The organism is Paenibacillus nitricinens, assembly GCF_052056485.1.
Taxonomy (GTDB): domain Bacteria; phylum Bacillota; class Bacilli; order Paenibacillales; family Paenibacillaceae; genus Paenibacillus_AQ; species Paenibacillus_AQ nitricinens.
Genome location: NZ_CP183948.1, coordinates 2,774,894 through 2,791,780, shown reverse-complemented (window position 1 = coordinate 2,791,780; position 16,887 = coordinate 2,774,894). Strand labels below are relative to the sequence as shown.

Sequence of the window (16,887 nt, the reverse complement as noted above, 5' to 3'; positions counted from 1 at the left end):
TCACTATAACCTATCATAAATGATATTGAATCATTTGGGAAAACTTACAACAAAAAGGACTTAAAGTGAAATCCAGAGTCAGAATTCACTTTAAGCCCTTATCCTGAGCCTAAGACACTCCTATAGAAGACTATCCAAGCATCATTCGATCATCCGCCAGTTTATGACCACTGATGGTCTCAAATTCTCCAAGCAGGCGTTCTACCGTAAGATCCTTTTTCCTTGTTTCATCAATATCTAGGATAATACGGCCCTTATCCATCATGATAAGACGATTGCCAAGACGTATAGCCTGTTCCATGTTATGGGTAACCATAAGCGTAGTCAGCTTCATCTCACGGACGATAGACTCTGTTAGTTTAGTAATCAGCTCTGCTCGTGAAGGATCAAGTGCCGCTGTATGTTCGTCTAATAACAAGATTTGCGGCTGGGTAAAGGTTGCCATTAGCAAACTCAGCGCTTGTCTCTCCCCACCAGATAATAATCCTACCTTAGCTCGCAGACGATTCTCAAGTCCGATCCCAAGACGGCTTAACTCCTCACGAAACATCGTCCGTCTCGCTGCATTTACACCAAACGATAATCCTCTACTCTTCCCTCTTTTAAAAGCCATCGCTAAATTTTCTTCAATCGTCATCCGTGGAGCCGTACCTGCCATCGGGTCCTGAAAAACCCGTCCGATCCAGCGACTGCGCTGATATTCTGCTAAATGGCTAATCGAATTCCCTTCAATACTCGCTGAACCAAGATCCGGCTTCATCACACCAGAAATAATGTTCATTAGTGTCGACTTACCAGCACCGTTACTTCCAATAATGGTGACAAAGTCACCGGGAAGAAGCTCCAAATCAATGCCAAGTAGCGCGATCTTCTCATCCGGTGTCCCAGGATTAAACAGCTTAGATACGTTATCCAGTTTAAGCATCGATGGTGCCTCCTCTCTTGCTGCTAAGCGCTTGTTCAGCTAATTCAAGCGAACGTTTACGCGCCATATTCTTCTGCTTCAAGAAACGCTGAATCGATGGGAATATAAGTGCGAAAATAACGATAATTGCCGTAATCAGCTTAAGATCCGAAGGTCTCAACCATGGTACATACAAGGCTAGTGCAACTACGATTCGGTAAACAATAGAACCCAGAACAACTGCCAACGTCGCACGGAATACATTTCCAGCACCGAAAATGGCTTCACCAATGATTACCGAAGCTAAGCCGATAACAATCATCCCTATACCCATGGAGGAATCCGCAAAAGTAGAATACTGAGTGATCAATGCACCTGAAAGTGCCACCATTCCGTTGGATAAGCTGACGCCGAGAATGGTCGTATTATCTGTGTTTACACCCAGACTACGGATCATTCTTGCATTATCTCCGGTAGCCCTTAAAGCAAGCCCAAGATCTGTACGCAAGAATAAATCCATTAGAATTTTCACAAATAAAACAACAAAAGGAAGAACAAGAAGTGGATTGATGGACGTGAACAACGTGGTATCACCCATTAGTGACCAGTTAGGCTTGCCGCCAAAAATTCTCAGATTGATGGAATAAAGTGCGATCATCATTAGAATACCGGATAACAATCCATTAATCTTGCCCTTCGTATGTAATAGACCCGTACACATTCCTGCCAGCATCCCACCTGCAATAGCAGCAAGCGTGGCTAACCAGGGAGCATAACCATTGGTAATCATAACGGCAGCAATTGCACCGCCAGTAGTAAAGCTTCCATCTACAGTCAAATCAGGAAAATCCAAAATGCGAAAAGTAATATACACCCCTAAAGCCATAAATGCATAGAGCAATCCCATCTCCACAGCCCCGAGCATTGAATCATACATAGAAGTCTTCTCCCTTCAAGCGTCAAGGGGCGCCCTTATGGAAACGCCCCTATATAATGTCTTATTGAATAATATTGTTAGCTTGATCGGCAACTTCTTTTTTCATCGCATCCGTCACTTCTATCCCTTGTGCGGCAGCGGCTTTAAGATTAAGGATAAGATCGAGCTTTTCTTGCATCGTTACTTTCATATCTGCTGGCTTTTTACCATTCTTCAGAATGTCCACTGCCATTTGTCCAACTTGGTATCCATGATCGAAATATTTGAACCCAACGGTTGCAAATGCGCCTTTTTCAACGGTATCCCGGTCACTGGAGAAGAACGGAATTTTCTTATCATTAGCCGTTTGAATGATCGTATCCACAGCACTCACAACTGTGTTATCCAAAGTAATATAGAATGCATCTACACGACCAGCAAGTGATTCAGCAGCTTGCTTCACTTCAGAAGTATTCGTGATGGCTGCTTTCACAAGCTCAATGCCATGTTTATCCAGCTCTTTCTTAGCAATATCCGCCATAATTACAGCATTCGGTTCACCTTCATTGATAACAATGCCCAGCTTCTTCACATTAGGAAATTGAGTAGCAATAAATTGCATTAATCGATTGATAGCTTCAGGATTCGTGTCAGATACACCAGAAACATTTCCCCCAGGATGCTCTAGATCAGTAACGATCTTTGCATCGATTGGATCAGTCACAGCTGCGAACAGAATCGGAGTATCCTTACTTGACTTACTAAGTGCTTGAACAACAGATTGAGCAGAAGGTGTCGCAATAGCTACTACCAAATCGTTGGTGTCTCCAGCAATCTTCTGAGCAATGGTCAAGTTATTCGCTGGGTCAGCTTGAGCATTCTCAAGGTCAACCTTCAGGTTTTCTCCTTCAACAAGCCCCGCATCCTTTAAAGCAGCAAGAATACCTTCGCGTGTAGCATCAAGTGATGGATGTTCTACGTATTGCGAAATTGCGATTTTGTACGTTTTGGAATCAGCAGTTCCAGCATTCGTTGGCGCATTACCAGTGTTTGTTGCGTTGCCTGAGTTTACAGCGGCGTTATTGTTGCCACAGCCAGCAGCTACTAACATGAAGCATAAGCTTAAACCCATTAAAATGTTTTTCTTTTTCATTAAAGTACCCCATTTCATTAGATTATTAACGCGTGCATCAAAGTGAGCGACTCAGCATTATCACTTTTATCGATAAAAGCATTAAAGCATAAGCTTACACGTACCTCACAATAATGATGGAAATCTATTAAACCTATATTATATGGAGGTTGTTTATCCGTCAATCACTTATCCTACTTCCATAGATTACAAATTTTATAGCGCATAACTCACCAATATAGGAAGGACTTGGTTATGTCTTACAGTGATTGCCTTGGTCCTCATTACATAAAAAATAGCCCCCTGCACAAACTTAAACTACAGTTTGAACATGGAGCGTGTCATATGCCTAATAACCACAAAAAATTACTATCCACTGCTACTGTATTGCTCGCTGCCGTTTTATCAAGTACCGCATGCGGTTACTCTTCACAATCACAAAAACCCAAGGTAAACGCTGTAACTCCCGATGGTATGCAAGCCTCAAGTTATTATGAAAAGTCCGCCATCACCGATGCTCAAGGAAAGTACTGGATTCCACTCAAACCTGCGATCACTTCACTCGGCTATCGAATGAAAGATGATACTACTCATGGTGGATACACCAAAATTGGCTACAGTGATGTTATGTATATGCTGCGCCCTGGCTCTACTCAAGTCTTCTCCCTAGGTGAGAAAATCACACTACCGCAGGCACCTAGACGACAAGAAGGTCAAATCTATATCACACCGCTAGCTCTATCCAAATTTCTTCAAACAGAAGTGGGTTGGAATCCTCAGTCTGGTGAAATCAACATAGCCACACCGACCGACCATGAGGCTATTATAAAAACGCCATCTGCTAAATCACTAAATGAAGCTAAACCATTTCGCATTCAAAGTATTTCTGAAGCAGACAAGAAGGAATTAGTTACTTATGCCAAAAAATTCTTAGGCGTACCTTATGAATTCGGTACCGGGCCTTATGAAGAGACTAAGAAATTTGATTGTTCTTCTTTTACAAGGCATGTATTCAAACAATTCGGTGTAAACTTACCGCGTCTTGCCAAGGATCAAGATAATATAGGTTCTCGAGTACAACGCAATGCACTAGATGTCGGCGATCTTATATTCTTCACTGTCCCAGGTCGGTTTGAAAGTGATGCTATACCAGGGCATGTTGGTATTTACATTGGGGACGGCAAGTTCATTCACACCTGGGGTGATCCCGGCGTTCAGATCAGTGAACTCGACTCAGGGTATTGGAGCAACGTAATCCTGCATATGCAGCGCATTCTGTAACCACATTCACTGACTAAAGGCACCTCTAAAGAAAGCCTGAATCCTCCGCTTTGGAAGGGTTCAGGCTTCTTTGTTGCAGCATAAAGCGGTATTCTTAATCCCAGTTCTTGCCCTTGCCACTTAAACGTACAAACAGCTTTACAAACTCTACAATCACTATAATCGCCAGTGCTGCAGCAATTACAATTCCCCACTGTAACCCGCTTAAATGTGAGACACCAAACCAATCATTCAGTCCTGGGATGATGATCACCAGCACCAGCATAAGTGTTGAAATCAGTGATGCCCACAGCATATACCGATTGCTGAACCAGCCAATCTGGAACAACGATTTCGTATTGGATCTGACGTTAAACGCATGAGAAATTTGCAGTAATCCTAATGTGGCGAATGCCATCGTAACCGCAATTCCCTCATTGTAATGGGTATGTGCCCACTGGTATACAAACAGCGTAAGAGCAGCCTCTAATATACCCTGGTAAATGATCCCGATTCCCACGCCACCAGCAAAGATACTGCTACTGGCTTTGCGTGGTTTCTTGGACATCAAATCATCCCCCGCCTTCTCAAGCCCAAGAGCTAGTGCCGGTAGGGTATCGGTAACAAGATTAATCCATAGAATATGAATTGGCTCGAGGATACGCCAGCCGATCATGGTTGCAATGAATAGCGTGAGCACTTCCCCAAGATTGGCCGAGAGTAGGAACTGGATTGCTTTACGGATATTGCTGTAAACCTTCCGCCCTTCCTCAACAGCAACAACTATGGTCGTAAAGTTATCATCTGCTAGTACCATGTCTGAGACGCCCTTGGCTACATCCGTTCCTGTGATTCCCATCCCGACGCCGATATCTGATGATTTAAGCGCAGGAGCATCATTTACACCGTCACCCGTCATGGCAACAATTTTCCCTTTTTTCCTCCATGCCTTAACGATCCGAACTTTATGTTCAGGAGATACACGTGCATAAACCGAATAATTAGTGACTTTCTCAGCAAATTCCTCTTCACTGAATTTATCCAGCTCACTGCCGGTCAATACGCCCGTCTCATCTTCGATAATACCTAATCTTTTAGCAATGGCCGCTGCAGTATCTCGATGATCTCCTGTAATCATTACAGGTCTAATCCCCGCTTTACGACAGATAGCTACCGCATCTCTTACTTCCTCTCTTGGAGGATCAATCATACCAACTAAACCGATAAATACAAGTTCTTTCTCCGTAGCTTCCGGTGAAAGGTTAGTCGGTAGCTGCTGTTCATCTCTGAAAGCAAATGCCAACACTCGCAGTGCATCATTCGCAAGCATTGTATTACATTCCATGATATGTCGTGAATGTTCATCCTTAAAAGGAACAATCTCTCCATCCACGTAGATATGGCTGCATTTGGACAAAAGCACATCTGGTGCACCTTTCGTTAACACACGATAACGTCCGTTCTCAACTTCATGAATCGTCGTCATCAGCTTGCGGTCCGAGTCAAATGGCAGTTCATTTTTACGTGGGAATTTCTTTTCTAAATCCCTTTTGTCAGTACCTATACTGAGCGCGTAGTCCACTAACGCTGTTTCCGTAGGATCCCCGATAATCGCTTTACCACTCTTAGTTTGTGGGTCCTTAGCTCCTTCATTCCCTCCAGGTTCTTCAGAGGAATTCCCTTCGTCAATGCTGGAATCATTACAAAGCGTCATAGCCTGAAGCAATAGTTCACCACCCGGTGTCCCTTCAAGACCTTCAGCAGCTTCTTTCGTAGTTCCATTGACATGCACTTTTTCGACAGTCATCTTGTTTAGAGTCAAAGTACCTGTCTTGTCAGAGCAAATAATTTCGGTGCTTCCGAGTGTCTCTACAGCGGGGAGTTTGCGAATAATCGCTTTTCGTTTAGCCATCCGCTGCACACCGAGTGCCAAGATAATCGTAACAATGGCTGGCAGCCCTTCAGGAATCGCTGCAACTGCAAGTGAGATCGAGGTGAGAAGCATATCCAGCAGCTCTCTACCCTCAAATATACCGACGGCAAAAATAACTACACAGACACCAAGAATAATAAAGGTGAAATATTTTCCTAGTTCATCCAGTTTCTTTTGCAGCGGTGTTACATCATTCTCTTCCTCCGAGATAAACCCAGCAATCCTGCCGACTTCAGTCTGCATTCCTGTAGCTGTGACTACACCAACAGCTCTACCGTAAGTTACATTGCTGCTCATATAAGCCATATTGGTGCGATCGCCGATAACAATATCTGTTCCCTCAAGCACACCTACCTTCTTTTCTGAAGGCAATGATTCTCCGGTTAATGCGGCTTCTTCCGTTTTCAATGAAGCAGCTTCTAATAGTCGAATATCCGCCGGAACTACATTTCCAGCTTCCAGCAATACGATATCCCCAGGTACAAGGTCTTCACTTTTAATTTCAGAGACCTGACCTCCACGTCGCACCCTGGCATGTGGAGAAGACATACTTTTCAGGGCATCTAGCGCCTGCTCTGCCTTATTTTCCTGAATAACGCCAAGTACCGCATTCAGGATGACTACTAACAAAATAATGACTGTATCTGTCCATTCTCCCAAAACCCCAGACAATACTGCCGCTACTAGCAAAATAAAGATCATTACATTTTTAAATTGTTCAATAAATTTCCCTAGCAGAGATTTGGTTTTTGCTTCTTGAAGTACGTTCTTCCCATACTGCTCCAGAAGTTTAGCGGCTTCACCGGAAGACAAACCATCTTTCCTTGTTTCCAGCCTTTTGAGCACTTCTTCCTCACTTAGTGTATGAAAAGGTACCTGCCCCTGCGATTTTGGATCCTTTGAGTTCAAGACAATAGCCTCCTTCCGGGATTGAGATTATGGTAAAACCTCTCATATGAGTCTTACCCAAAAAAGGCATAGTGATTCTAGAACGTTATGTACAATTTTAGAAATTAAGCCGTTCAGTCTCCTTGACTCGATCAAAGCTCTTGAATCTAGTCCCTTGATAAAGGAGTTCTCCTCGATCCCCTTCTACAATCAGACCGTAATCCTGATCTCTAACCTGCAGTTCCAAACGTCCACCATCCTCAAACTCAAATGTCACATAATAGCTAGTATGTGCGCTCGATTCACCCGATCCACCCCATACCTCAGTCCTTTTCGTCACAGCTTTAGAGCTAGCTTTTATCAAAGGACTTGCGTTGTTGGACATCCAGCTTCTCACTGATTTATAAATTATAAAAACGAAAATACCTAGAATTAACAAAGCAAATAATTTAAAAAATAGGGGCAACTCATGAATGAAATTCCCGAAAAAGCTTCGTTCATCAAAACCGTTAAAATCCTGCCATTCGCTCAAATTTATTCCTCCTGACTGATAAAAGATAATAAAAGTCTTCTTTTCTACGAAATACGTCATTATTCCCGTTCGGTTTCATGTTTTCATCGTTTTCAAATGATTTTTTTTCACAAAACCATTTGGAATCAAATGAAAAGGTATGGTATGCTTTTTATACTACATACGGTTGGGAGGTGTTATTTCGGTGCAATATATAGCGCGTTTGTCACTACATTGGTTTCTTCGTATAGTCCTAATTCTAGGAATGATGTTTTCTTTTCCGCCGGTTTGGTCTGGAGGATTACTCACTACGGAGCAAGAATCAACGACAACCGAAATTGAACGCTACGAGCGAAAGTTTATACCTCCCGTAAGGACGGCACCCCAAATAACTCCTCAAATAGGAGCCATCAAAATAACTGAACAGTGGGGAACTAAATCTATTGCAGTAGCTGCAATACTCCCTGCACTTTCTTTAGTATTCCGTCCTGTGATCTATAAATTTTTGCTTCGACTGCGGCTGTACCTGCTAAAATTCACTTCTCACTTTCTAATATCAATACGCCATGCGAAGTTCATCTCTGCCTTAAATGAATGTTAGCTGAAAGGCATTTAGAACTTCCATTGATAAATATTCGAAGAAAGTGAAATGATTATAAGACACCTAAATGTAGGTAACGAAAATGAATAAAGTTGTTTCCCCTGCTAAAGGAGGAAAAACATTGCAGACTAAGACAACACAACATAAACAACTACGTAAAAATTTAGTATTCCGAGTTCTAACCGTTATTGCAGGAGCACTACTTGCCGCAGTAGGATTAGAGTTATTTCTCATACCACATGGGCTTGTAGTTGGTGGAATCACAGGTTTATCGGCATTATTCGCTCATACCACTGAAATGCGGCTGGGATTGTTCCTTTTCCTATTCAATTTGCCTTTTATATTCATGTCTCGAAAGCAAGTGAATCTTCGCTTTGCTCTGTATACCGTTCTAGGATTGACTTGCTTGACCATCGCTTCTCTTGCTCTACACCGTTTTCCTGCAGTGATTAGTGATCCTTTACCTGCTGCTATGGCAGGTGGCATCTGTTTAGGACTTGGTATCGGTATATCTGTCCGATTCGGTGGTGTGAACAAACATGCAAGTGATCAAGGATATTCACTTCTGAGTGGTGGACCGCCAAAGTCAACCGAAGTCGTCATCATGATTCTGAACTGTGCTATTTTACTTATAGCAGGCACACTATTTGGCTGGGAGCAAGCCATGTACTCCATTATTGCTTACTTATTGGCCTTCGAAGGTGTGAGATTCTCACTCCGAGGCTTGTCCGATTCACGCGCTGCATGGATTACCAGCAATCGTTGTAAGGATGTCCAGGAAGCGCTCGAAAACTCACTACATCGAGAAGTCGGCCTTGCTGAAGGCTCAGGGCAAAACGGAGAGCTTAGCACATTGTTTTGTCTCATCAACAAAATGGAGGAACATCAACTGCGGACCATCGTCCTTGATTGTGATCCCAACAGCCAAATTGTGCTCAAATCAGCTGCCAGTGATCAAAGATTGAGTAACCTGCCATCATAACTGACAATCAAGTGATGACCCCTCTTATTTACCCATTTCTTTCACTAGAAAAGAGAATTTCTGCAAAAGTACAGGAATATCCTCAATTATCGCTCGTAAGCTTCTTCTGAGGCAAGAATTCCTGCAGATTTGCATAAATCAAAAATAGAAGCTGTCCCAATTCACTACTTTGGAGACAGCTTCTATTTTTTTGAGCTAGCACACTTTCCTAACGGAACATTCCCCATAAACGGATCAAGTGGAAGGTGTTGTTCGGATCAATTTTCTGAGCGATAATAAATTTCACAATTTGGTCTTCCTGCGTCGAGGTCAATTTCTCGTTCAGTACACCTGACGCATTCCGTACCAGCCTGCGAACAACCGCAGTGTCCTGTAATTCTTGTTTCGAGACGCCGTTAATCATATTTTTAATACGATCTTTGACAGTCGCGTTTTTCATCTTCAGCTTGATGCGTTCCACGAGCTGAGGGCTAATTCCGAATTGTTGATAACCCAAGTGTAGCACCTCCCGTCATATCCAATCTTTCACAGTATATGAGGCTTAGGAGCTGGATGTGCCTACTTAGTCAATTAATTCCCCTTGGAAAATTTGCTCGCCTTGTAAATAATGCCGAAGAGGTGCATATTCAGGAGATGTCCAGAACTTCTCATCCTTGAGCAGCTCTGCCACATCATCACGCGCCTGCTCCAGCACTTCAAAGTCAGCCGTCATATCCGCCAAGCGAAACTCCGGTAACCCACTCTGCTTGGTTCCAAAAAAATCACCTGGACCACGCAGCTCCAAATCTCTCCGAGAAATCTCAAATCCATCATCGGTGTCCGTCATGGCAGTCATTCGTTCACGCCCGATTTCAGATTTTGGATCAGCCACTAGTACACAATAAGAGGCATGCTCCCCTCTACCAACCCGCCCACGCAGCTGGTGTAGCTGAGATAGTCCGAACCTGTCTGCATCCATAATAATCATTAAGGTGGCATTAGGAACGTCTACACCCACCTCTACAACCGTTGTGGACACTAGGAGTTGCAATTCATTGTTATAGAATGCTCGCATCACTTCATCTTTTTCAGCAGGAGACATTTTCCCGTGCAAAAGCCCAACTTTATAGTTAGGAAAAGCTTGGCTCATCTGAATATGTAAATCTATAGCATTCTGCACATCCAATTTCTCCGATTCTTCAATGAGCGGACAGATCAGATAAGCCTGACGTCCCAGCTCTATTTCACGCTTAATCAGATTCAGGACACGATCCATGAGATCATGCTTGACCCAATAACTGGTTATAGGCACTCGGCCTTTCGGTCTTTCCGATAAAGTGGATACATCCATGTCTCCAAAAACAGAGATCGCGAGTGTTCGAGGAATTGGCGTTGCAGTCATTGTTAGTACATCCGGATTATATCCTTTGCGCCGCAATACACCTCTCTGGTTTACACCAAACCGATGCTGCTCGTCCGTAACTACAAGACCCAGATCACGGAAAAATACATCCTCCTGAATCAATGCATGCGTCCCTACAACAATATCGAGCATCCCCATTTGTAGTGAAGCTAACAATTCTTTACGTTTCCGTCCAGTTACACTCCCTGTCAACAGACCAACCGTAATTCCAAACGGCTCAAACATCTTCGTAAGTGAACGCATATGCTGCTCTGCTAAAATCTCAGTGGGCACCATAAGCGCACCCTGAAAACCAGATCGCACGGTAGCAAAAAGCGCGACGGCAGCTAGTACCGTTTTGCCGGAACCGACATCACCTTGAAGCAGCCGATTCATACAATAGGGCGATCGCAGGTCATGTAAAATCTCCAGTTCCACTCGTTTCTGAGCATCTGTAAGCTCAAAAGGCAAGCTGCGAACAAACTGACGAACGGTTGCGTTATCCACAGTATGAACTACACCATCCATCCTACCGCGATTGAGCACCCGGAATGCCTGCATCTTCAGTTGGAACAGAAACAACTCCTCATACACCATCCTGCGGCGTCCCTGCTGCCCTTCACGCGTATCCTCTGGCCTATGAATGGTAGCAATCGCCCGTTTGCGGGGCATAAAATCATATTGGCGCATAATAGAATGTGGCAATATCTCGGGAATTAGATCTCCATACTGTTGAAGCGCCTGATTAATACTTTTCCTGATCCACGACTGCGTGATCTTTCCACCGACGGAATAGACTGGCTGTAGTGTCCCTGTCTTCCCTTCCCCACGATCGGGAAATTCAAAATCCGTCACTGTAATTTGATTTCGCTTCTGATCCCATTTACCTGTGAGTACAATTTCTCTTCCCACAGTAAGCTGCTCACGCACATAATGACGATTAAACCATGTAGCTGTGAACATCCATGGCTCAGCAACCATTTTACAACTAAGTCGTGATTTACCTCCAAAACGCTGCAGCACAGGGATACCGATCACTTTAGCCTCTGTAGTCACTTTATCCCCATGTTTGGTTTCACTCAGCGAGCGCGGGCGATAATCCTCATAACGAAACGGATAATATTCTAACAAATCCTTTACTGTAAAGACGCCAAAGGCGTGAAGCTCGCTTTGCTTTTGAGCACTCACGCCAGTTATGTTTTTTACTTCAATTTGATTTAATGACAGTGTCATATTGATCCCTCATTTTGCAGGCCAAATGAATACAGCTAATGTACCGTTTCCGACATGACTGCCCACGACAGGGCCGACGTTCGTCAGCACTTTCTCTTCCAGTGTAAAATGTCCTGACAGCTCTTTCAGGAACTCTTCACCAGAAGACGGTTCAGCCGTATGACCCACGGCCACATTGATTTTGTCTACACCTTGAATATCCTTCTTAAATAATTCAATCATACGGGCAATAGCCTTCTTACGGCCTCTAACTTTCTCGACCGCATATATTATTCCTTCTGCATCAATAGAAAGGATCGGCTTAATATTAAGAAGCGTTCCCAGAATGGCCGAGGCCTTTCCGATTCTCCCGCCTTTTTGTAAATATTCAAGTGTATCTACCAAGAAGTAAAGCTTACGAGATTGGCGCAGACTTTCTACAGCTTCAAGAATCGCTTCGGGACTCTTATCTTCAGCAGCCAACCTGGCGGCTTCCACCACCATAAATCCAAAACCGTAAGAAGCGGAGAGAGAATCTACTACAGTGATCCCTTCTCCCTCTTCCTCCAACATCGATTTAGCTAATAGTGCTGATTGATACGTACCGCTTAGTCCAGAAGAAATATGAAACGAAAGGATAGGACTTCCCGGGGAACGTTCCAGAATATCTCGATACACATTCATGTATTCAACCGGTGAAGGTTGAGAAGTAGTCGGCAACTGTGACGAGCGGGGAAGTCGCTCATAGAACTGCTCCGGCGTCATATCCAGATTGTCCCGGAAAGCCTCTTCGCCGAACATCAAGGTCAAAGGGACGACCTCAATGCCATACGTTTCCGCCATTGCTGGCGGGATATCAGATGTGCTGTCGGTGACGATAATGGTACGATTCATGGATTATCTCCCCCATACTATAATTTTGCCAACTACGTAATTAGCAAGTTGCTTCTGAACTGTTATAGAACCCTCAGCATCTATCTATGGCTCTACGGAGAAAAGATAATAATAAAGGGGTTGGCCACCCTCATGAATCTCTACTTCCACATTCGGGTAAGTCTCTTCCAGCCAATCTCTTAAGGAATCTGTGACCTCAGAATCAGTTTCTGCTCCAATAAGGATCGTAACGATTTCATCGCCATTCTCAAGCATGTTGGACAGCAGGGCCTGACTTGCAGCTAACAGATCATCTGCGGCAGCGACAATTTTGGAATTTGAAATTCCGATAAATTGCCCGGATTTAATCTCCAGATCATCAAAGCTTGTATCACGGACAGCATTTGTTACTTGTCCTGACTTGACCTGTGAGATTGCTTCTAGCATGTTCCCAGAATTAATTTCCACGGAATCCTCTTCTTGGAACGCAAAGGCTGCAGCGATTCCTTGAGGAATGCTTTTACTTGGAATAACCGTAATCTCACGTTCGCCCTCCAAGAGATCTTTAGCTTGCTGAGCGGCAAGAACAATATTGGAGTTATTCGGCAGAATATATACATGCTTCGCAGATATAGAAGAAATCGCGTTCACGAAATCCTCTGTACTAGGGTTCATAGTCTGACCTCCAGCTAGGACAACATCCACACCGAGACTTTTGAATATATCTGCAATCCCAGCCCCTGATGATACTGCGATGAATCCGTAAGGTGCCAAATCATCTGCTGGTGGTTCGGCTGGAGCTGATTGTACCCGGCTCTGTTCATCCGGCATATCAGCGAAAACATCTGGCATAGGTGCAATATCCATCCCTGCTGTTAGCAAGTCACGGTGTTGCTCACGCATATTGAGAATATGAATCTGCGTAATTTCCCCATAGAGGAGTGCCAGATTCAAAACTTCACCTGGAGCCTTGGAATGCACATGTACTTTAATGGTTTCATCATCCGAAATTACAATAATGGAATCTCCATTTACTGACAACGCTTTCCTAAAGGCTTCCTCATCAAAATCCGTTCTCACGTTACCGCCTAACTGGCGATTAATGAAGAACTCCATATCATATAGAAATTCTATGTCTTCTGTAGAAAGCTGTGATTGTGCAGAAGACTGTACAGAAGACAGTTCGCTTTCAGGTTTCTTTAACACCGGTACAGATGCTGGCACGATTGGTGCCTGAGGTTGTCCTTTTACAGGTCCAGACACTCCGGAGCTTCCACTCGTCAGATGCTGGTGAAACCCTTCATAAATATAGACCAGACCTTGGCCGCCAGAATCTACGACTCCGACTTGCTTCAAAACAGGCAATTGCTCGGGTGTATAGGCTAAGGCTTCTTTTGCTTTGGCCAATACCTCTGTCATGAGCTCTGTAACATCTGTAGTTCGGCGAGCATAGTAGACAGCATGTCTTGCAGCCTCTTTAGCCACTGTAAGAATAGTTCCCTCCACAGGCTTAACAACTGCTTTATAAGCTGCGTCCACTCCGCTTTGCAGAGCAGCAGCGAATTGCTGTGTGTTCAGCTCATCATGTTGGGCTGCAGATCTGCTAAAACCTCTGAACAACTGAGACAAAATAACACCGGAGTTCCCTCGCGCGCCCATTAATAAGCCCTTGGAGAGTACACCTGCACATTGACCAACAGACGTTGTATTATTTTTCTTCAATTCATTCGCACCTGCGGTCATCGTCAAATTCATGTTCGTTCCGGTATCTCCGTCTGGAACCGGAAAAACATTTAGGGAATTGACGTGTTCTGCATGCTGTTGCAGCTTATCCGCTCCAGCCAATACCATAGCGGTAAAATCTGTTCCGTTTATAGAACGCTTACTCAATTGAGAATTCCCCTTCCTAACTTCATGCCTAATCATTCTATGATTAACAGGACATAATGCACTAATTTACATTGTACTATAAGTATTAAAAGAAATAAATGTTTTTGAATCGGTTGACGTAGCAAAATTTGCTGTGATATTATAGATAAGTATTGTTTTATGCAGGTGTTAGGAATAAGGAGGTGTAATCTATGTCCCGCAAATGTGCAGTAACAGGCAAGAAACCGAGCAGCGGTAACAACGTGTCTCACGCAAATAACCGCAACCGTCGTACTTGGGGAGTTAACGTTCAGAAGGTCCGTATCCTCGTGAACGGTAAACCAAAACGCGTGTACGTCAGCACCCGTGCTTTGAAAGCCGGTAAAGTTGAACGCGTTTAGTCTTTTGCAATTTTAAAGACCGAGCGATCACTCATATGAAGCAAAAAGCACCCTTTACATTTGTAAGGTGCTTTTTTTCATGTTTTCTTTTCTGTTTCAAGCCCAAGATCAACTCTTCTGAAATGTGTTTAAAATTGCTTTAACAAAACCTCCCAAAAACCTTGGCAGCTTAAACGTGTAAAATTTCATGGTTTACCCTCCCATCAATTCATGCCGTACGCAGGAGACTTTCTTCTTGTTCTAACGGTAACGTACTGCAGTCCTCCCTGCCAAAACAAAAAAAGGCTACATGAGATTTCTGCTCATGTAACCATATTTATGCATCAAGGACTTGGCCTATACCTTTAGTCGTAATAGCCTATTTTTTTAACGAAGTGCCGCTTCCGCTGCTTCTCGAATCTCAAGGATCGCTGCAGCACGGTCACTCCGGCCAAAAACTGCATTTCCTGCAACCAAAACATCTGCCCCTGCACTAACAACCAATGGCGCTGTGGCTTCCGAAACACCACCATCGACTTCAATAAGTAAATCGGGATTAACTTCATTCGCCCATTCTCTAATTTGAGTAATTTTACGCAAAGTGTTAGGAATGAATGCTTGACCTCCAAAGCCAGGATTAACAGTCATCACGAGAACCATATCCACATCCTCAAGCACCTCACGCACCGCTGATGCCGGAGTGCCCGGATTAATAGCTACTCCTGCCTTAAGACCCAATTCCTTGATCTGATGCACCACACGGTGTAAATGAACGCAAGCCTCAGCGTGAACAGTAATCACACTAGCGCCTGCAGCAGCAAAATCAGAAATATAACGTTCTGGAGACTCAATCATTAAGTGAACGTCTAGTGGAAGTTTGGTATGTAACGAGACTGCTTTTACGATTGGTGGACCAAGCGTTATATTCGGCACAAAATGCCCGTCCATTACATCCACATGGATCCAATCTCCACCACTGACCTCAGCTTCTGCAACTTCTGAACCTAAACTCGCGAAATCGGCAGACAATATAGATGGTGCTATTCGTATCATAACTTAGTACCTCCGCTTTTTATCTTTCATTTCATTAAAAAATAATTTGTAATGTTCATACCGGCTATCAGCAATAGTTCCGGCCTTCCATGCCTCGATAACTCGGCAGCCTGGTTCATGCTGATGACTACAACCACGGAATTTACAATCCCCAGCATAGTTTGCAAATTCACGGAAACAAGTAGAGAGCTCTTCAACCCCAAGCTCAAGAAAATCAAGCTGACTAAAACCAGGGGTATCCGCTACAAATCCCCCCCCGCCAATATCCATCAATTCTACATGGCGAGTAGTATGACGACCACGGCCCAGACGTAAGCTGATCTCACCTGTCTCCAGTTTAAGTCCTGGCACAATACGATTCAATAAGGTCGACTTTCCTACCCCAGATTGTCCGGCAAATACACTGATGCCACCCGTAAGCCGCTCTCTTAGTTCATCACTGCCAGCTCCTGTAATTGAGCTTGTAACCATCACTTCATAACCAATATCTTCATAGAGCTCTTTAACATACTTAGTGGCTTCACCATTATCATTAGCCAAATCCTGTTTGGTCAGAACTATTAAGGGTTCCAGTCCCGAGTGTTCAATATGAACCAGGAACTTGTCCAATAGATTCAGGTTCATATCAGGTTCCCGCACAGAAAATAGTAGAACGGCAAGGCTTACATTCGCTACAGGTGGACGAATTAACTCAGATTCTCTAGGGAGAAGCTCATCCACCATCCCTTCACCATGCTCAGTCAGCATATACATCACACGGTCTCCTACAAGAGGAGCGATCCCCTTTTTCTTAAGTATGCCTCGGCCTCTGCATTGAACTGAATCTTCCTCTGTTGCAATTAATCCTTCACGAAGCGGTTTTACGTAATAATATCCGCTTAACGCCTTTACTATTATTCCTTCAGGCATACATAGTGAGCCTTCCTCTCCTGATTTTGCGAAAATGACCCAAGTTTGAAAATCCCCCGGGTCACTTCGCTGCCACAACTATT

At 43.9% G+C, this 16,887-nt stretch carries 15 protein-coding genes; 3 read left to right on the top strand and 12 right to left on the bottom strand.

Annotated elements, in window-relative coordinates; genetic code table 11:
* Positions 1 to 130 precede the first annotated feature (130 nt).
* From ACN6KS_RS12195 to ACN6KS_RS12185, 3 genes are all read right to left on the bottom strand, one after another.
* Entirely contained in the window at positions 131 to 925 is a 795-nt protein-coding gene (locus ACN6KS_RS12195; protein ID WP_042187421.1) for an ABC transporter ATP-binding protein, read from the bottom strand.
* Positions 918 to 1,841 carry an ABC transporter permease gene (locus tag ACN6KS_RS12190; RefSeq protein ID WP_094868557.1) on the bottom strand — a complete coding sequence of 308 codons (924 nt, stop codon included), beginning with the start codon at positions 1,839 to 1,841 and terminating at the stop codon, positions 918 to 920. The genes ACN6KS_RS12195 and ACN6KS_RS12190 overlap by 8 nt, the downstream gene beginning before the upstream one ends.
* A 61-nt stretch (positions 1,842 to 1,902) precedes the next feature.
* Positions 1,903 to 2,973: an ABC transporter substrate-binding protein gene (locus tag ACN6KS_RS12185; protein WP_094868556.1), complete on the bottom strand. Its 1,071-nt coding sequence runs from the start codon at positions 2,971 to 2,973 to the stop codon at positions 1,903 to 1,905.
* 324 nt (positions 2,974 to 3,297) lie between these two features.
* Between ACN6KS_RS12185 and ACN6KS_RS12180 the strand changes: the two genes are divergently transcribed.
* Positions 3,298 to 4,233 carry a C40 family peptidase gene (locus ACN6KS_RS12180; RefSeq protein WP_341134542.1) on the top strand — a complete coding sequence of 312 codons (936 nt, stop codon included), beginning with the start codon at positions 3,298 to 3,300 and terminating at the stop codon, positions 4,231 to 4,233.
* A gap of 94 nt (positions 4,234 to 4,327) precedes the next feature.
* Here the strand turns inward: ACN6KS_RS12180 and ACN6KS_RS12175 are convergent, their stop codons facing one another.
* Both ACN6KS_RS12175 and ACN6KS_RS12170 read right to left on the bottom strand, forming a co-directional pair.
* Positions 4,328 to 7,054 (bottom strand): calcium-translocating P-type ATPase, SERCA-type, encoded by a 2,727-nt coding sequence (locus tag ACN6KS_RS12175; protein WP_094868554.1) that lies wholly within the window; start codon positions 7,052 to 7,054, stop codon positions 4,328 to 4,330.
* A gap of 97 nt (positions 7,055 to 7,151) precedes the next feature.
* Positions 7,152 to 7,565 (bottom strand): DUF2500 domain-containing protein, encoded by a 414-nt coding sequence (locus ACN6KS_RS12170; RefSeq protein ID WP_440962095.1) that lies wholly within the window; start codon positions 7,563 to 7,565, stop codon positions 7,152 to 7,154.
* A 701-nt stretch (positions 7,566 to 8,266) separates the two neighbouring features.
* Here ACN6KS_RS12170 and ACN6KS_RS12165 point away from each other — a divergent pair.
* Positions 8,267 to 9,127, top strand: a complete 861-nt coding sequence (locus tag ACN6KS_RS12165) for a YitT family protein (protein ID WP_440962094.1) — start codon at positions 8,267 to 8,269, stop codon at positions 9,125 to 9,127.
* 208 nt (positions 9,128 to 9,335) lie between these two features.
* Here the strand turns inward: ACN6KS_RS12165 and ACN6KS_RS12160 are convergent, their stop codons facing one another.
* From ACN6KS_RS12160 to ACN6KS_RS12145, 4 genes are all read right to left on the bottom strand, one after another.
* Positions 9,336 to 9,623 carry a stage VI sporulation protein F gene (locus ACN6KS_RS12160; RefSeq protein WP_042187408.1) on the bottom strand — a complete coding sequence of 96 codons (288 nt, stop codon included), beginning with the start codon at positions 9,621 to 9,623 and terminating at the stop codon, positions 9,336 to 9,338.
* Positions 9,624 to 9,689: 66 nt separating this feature from the next.
* On the bottom strand, positions 9,690 to 11,741 hold the full coding sequence (recG, locus tag ACN6KS_RS12155) for an ATP-dependent DNA helicase RecG (protein WP_440962093.1): 2,052 nt from the start codon (positions 11,739 to 11,741) through the stop codon (positions 9,690 to 9,692).
* Positions 11,742 to 11,750: 9 nt separating this feature from the next.
* The gene (locus ACN6KS_RS12150) at positions 11,751 to 12,614 is read right to left on the bottom strand and encodes a DegV family protein (protein WP_094868551.1); all 864 of its coding nucleotides are present in this window, start codon (positions 12,612 to 12,614) and stop codon (positions 11,751 to 11,753) included.
* Positions 12,615 to 12,698: 84 nt separating this feature from the next.
* Positions 12,699 to 14,483 (bottom strand): DAK2 domain-containing protein, encoded by a 1,785-nt coding sequence (locus tag ACN6KS_RS12145; protein WP_440962092.1) that lies wholly within the window; start codon positions 14,481 to 14,483, stop codon positions 12,699 to 12,701.
* A gap of 191 nt (positions 14,484 to 14,674) precedes the next feature.
* Here ACN6KS_RS12145 and rpmB point away from each other — a divergent pair, with 191 nt between their 5' ends.
* Complete coding sequence (gene rpmB / locus ACN6KS_RS12140; RefSeq protein ID WP_042187400.1) at positions 14,675 to 14,863, top strand: 50S ribosomal protein L28; 189 nt, start codon at positions 14,675 to 14,677, stop codon at positions 14,861 to 14,863.
* Positions 14,864 to 14,971: 108 nt separating this feature from the next.
* Here rpmB and spoVM read toward each other — a convergent pair whose 3' ends face one another.
* The 3 genes from spoVM to rsgA form a co-directional block, all read right to left on the bottom strand.
* Positions 14,972 to 15,052, bottom strand: coding sequence for a stage V sporulation protein SpoVM (spoVM, locus tag ACN6KS_RS12135; RefSeq protein ID WP_020431362.1), 81 nt, complete (start codon positions 15,050 to 15,052; stop codon positions 14,972 to 14,974).
* Positions 15,053 to 15,229: 177 nt separating this feature from the next.
* A complete protein-coding gene (gene rpe, locus ACN6KS_RS12130) occupies positions 15,230 to 15,895 on the bottom strand; it encodes a ribulose-phosphate 3-epimerase (RefSeq protein WP_094868549.1) in 666 nt (221 codons plus the stop codon).
* 3 nt (positions 15,896 to 15,898) lie between these two features.
* Positions 15,899 to 16,804: a ribosome small subunit-dependent GTPase A gene (gene rsgA / locus ACN6KS_RS12125; protein ID WP_094868548.1), complete on the bottom strand. Its 906-nt coding sequence runs from the start codon at positions 16,802 to 16,804 to the stop codon at positions 15,899 to 15,901.
* Between the last annotated feature and the right edge of the window lie 83 nt (positions 16,805 to 16,887).

Excerpts from the sequence above, each read along its gene's own strand:
- ACN6KS_RS12195 (WP_042187421.1), bottom strand. The coding sequence starts at position 925 with ATGCTTAAACTGGATAACGTATCTAAGCTGTTTAATCCTGGGACACCG.
- ACN6KS_RS12190 (WP_094868557.1), bottom strand. The coding sequence starts at position 1,841 with ATGTATGATTCAATGCTCGGGGCTGTGGAGATGGGATTGCTCTATGCA.
- ACN6KS_RS12185 (WP_094868556.1), bottom strand. The coding sequence starts at position 2,973 with ATGAAAAAGAAAAACATTTTAATGGGTTTAAGCTTATGCTTCATGTTA.
- ACN6KS_RS12180 (WP_341134542.1), top strand. The coding sequence starts at position 3,298 with ATGCCTAATAACCACAAAAAATTACTATCCACTGCTACTGTATTGCTC.
- recG (WP_440962093.1), bottom strand. The coding sequence starts at position 11,741 with ATGACACTGTCATTAAATCAAATTGAAGTAAAAAACATAACTGGCGTG.
- ACN6KS_RS12150 (WP_094868551.1), bottom strand. The coding sequence starts at position 12,614 with ATGAATCGTACCATTATCGTCACCGACAGCACATCTGATATCCCGCCA.
- rpmB (WP_042187400.1), top strand. The coding sequence starts at position 14,675 with ATGTCCCGCAAATGTGCAGTAACAGGCAAGAAACCGAGCAGCGGTAAC.
- spoVM (WP_020431362.1), bottom strand. The coding sequence starts at position 15,052 with ATGAAATTTTACACGTTTAAGCTGCCAAGGTTTTTGGGAGGTTTTGTT.
- rpe (WP_094868549.1), bottom strand. The coding sequence starts at position 15,895 with ATGATACGAATAGCACCATCTATATTGTCTGCCGATTTCGCGAGTTTA.
- rsgA (WP_094868548.1), bottom strand. The coding sequence starts at position 16,804 with ATGCCTGAAGGAATAATAGTAAAGGCGTTAAGCGGATATTATTACGTA.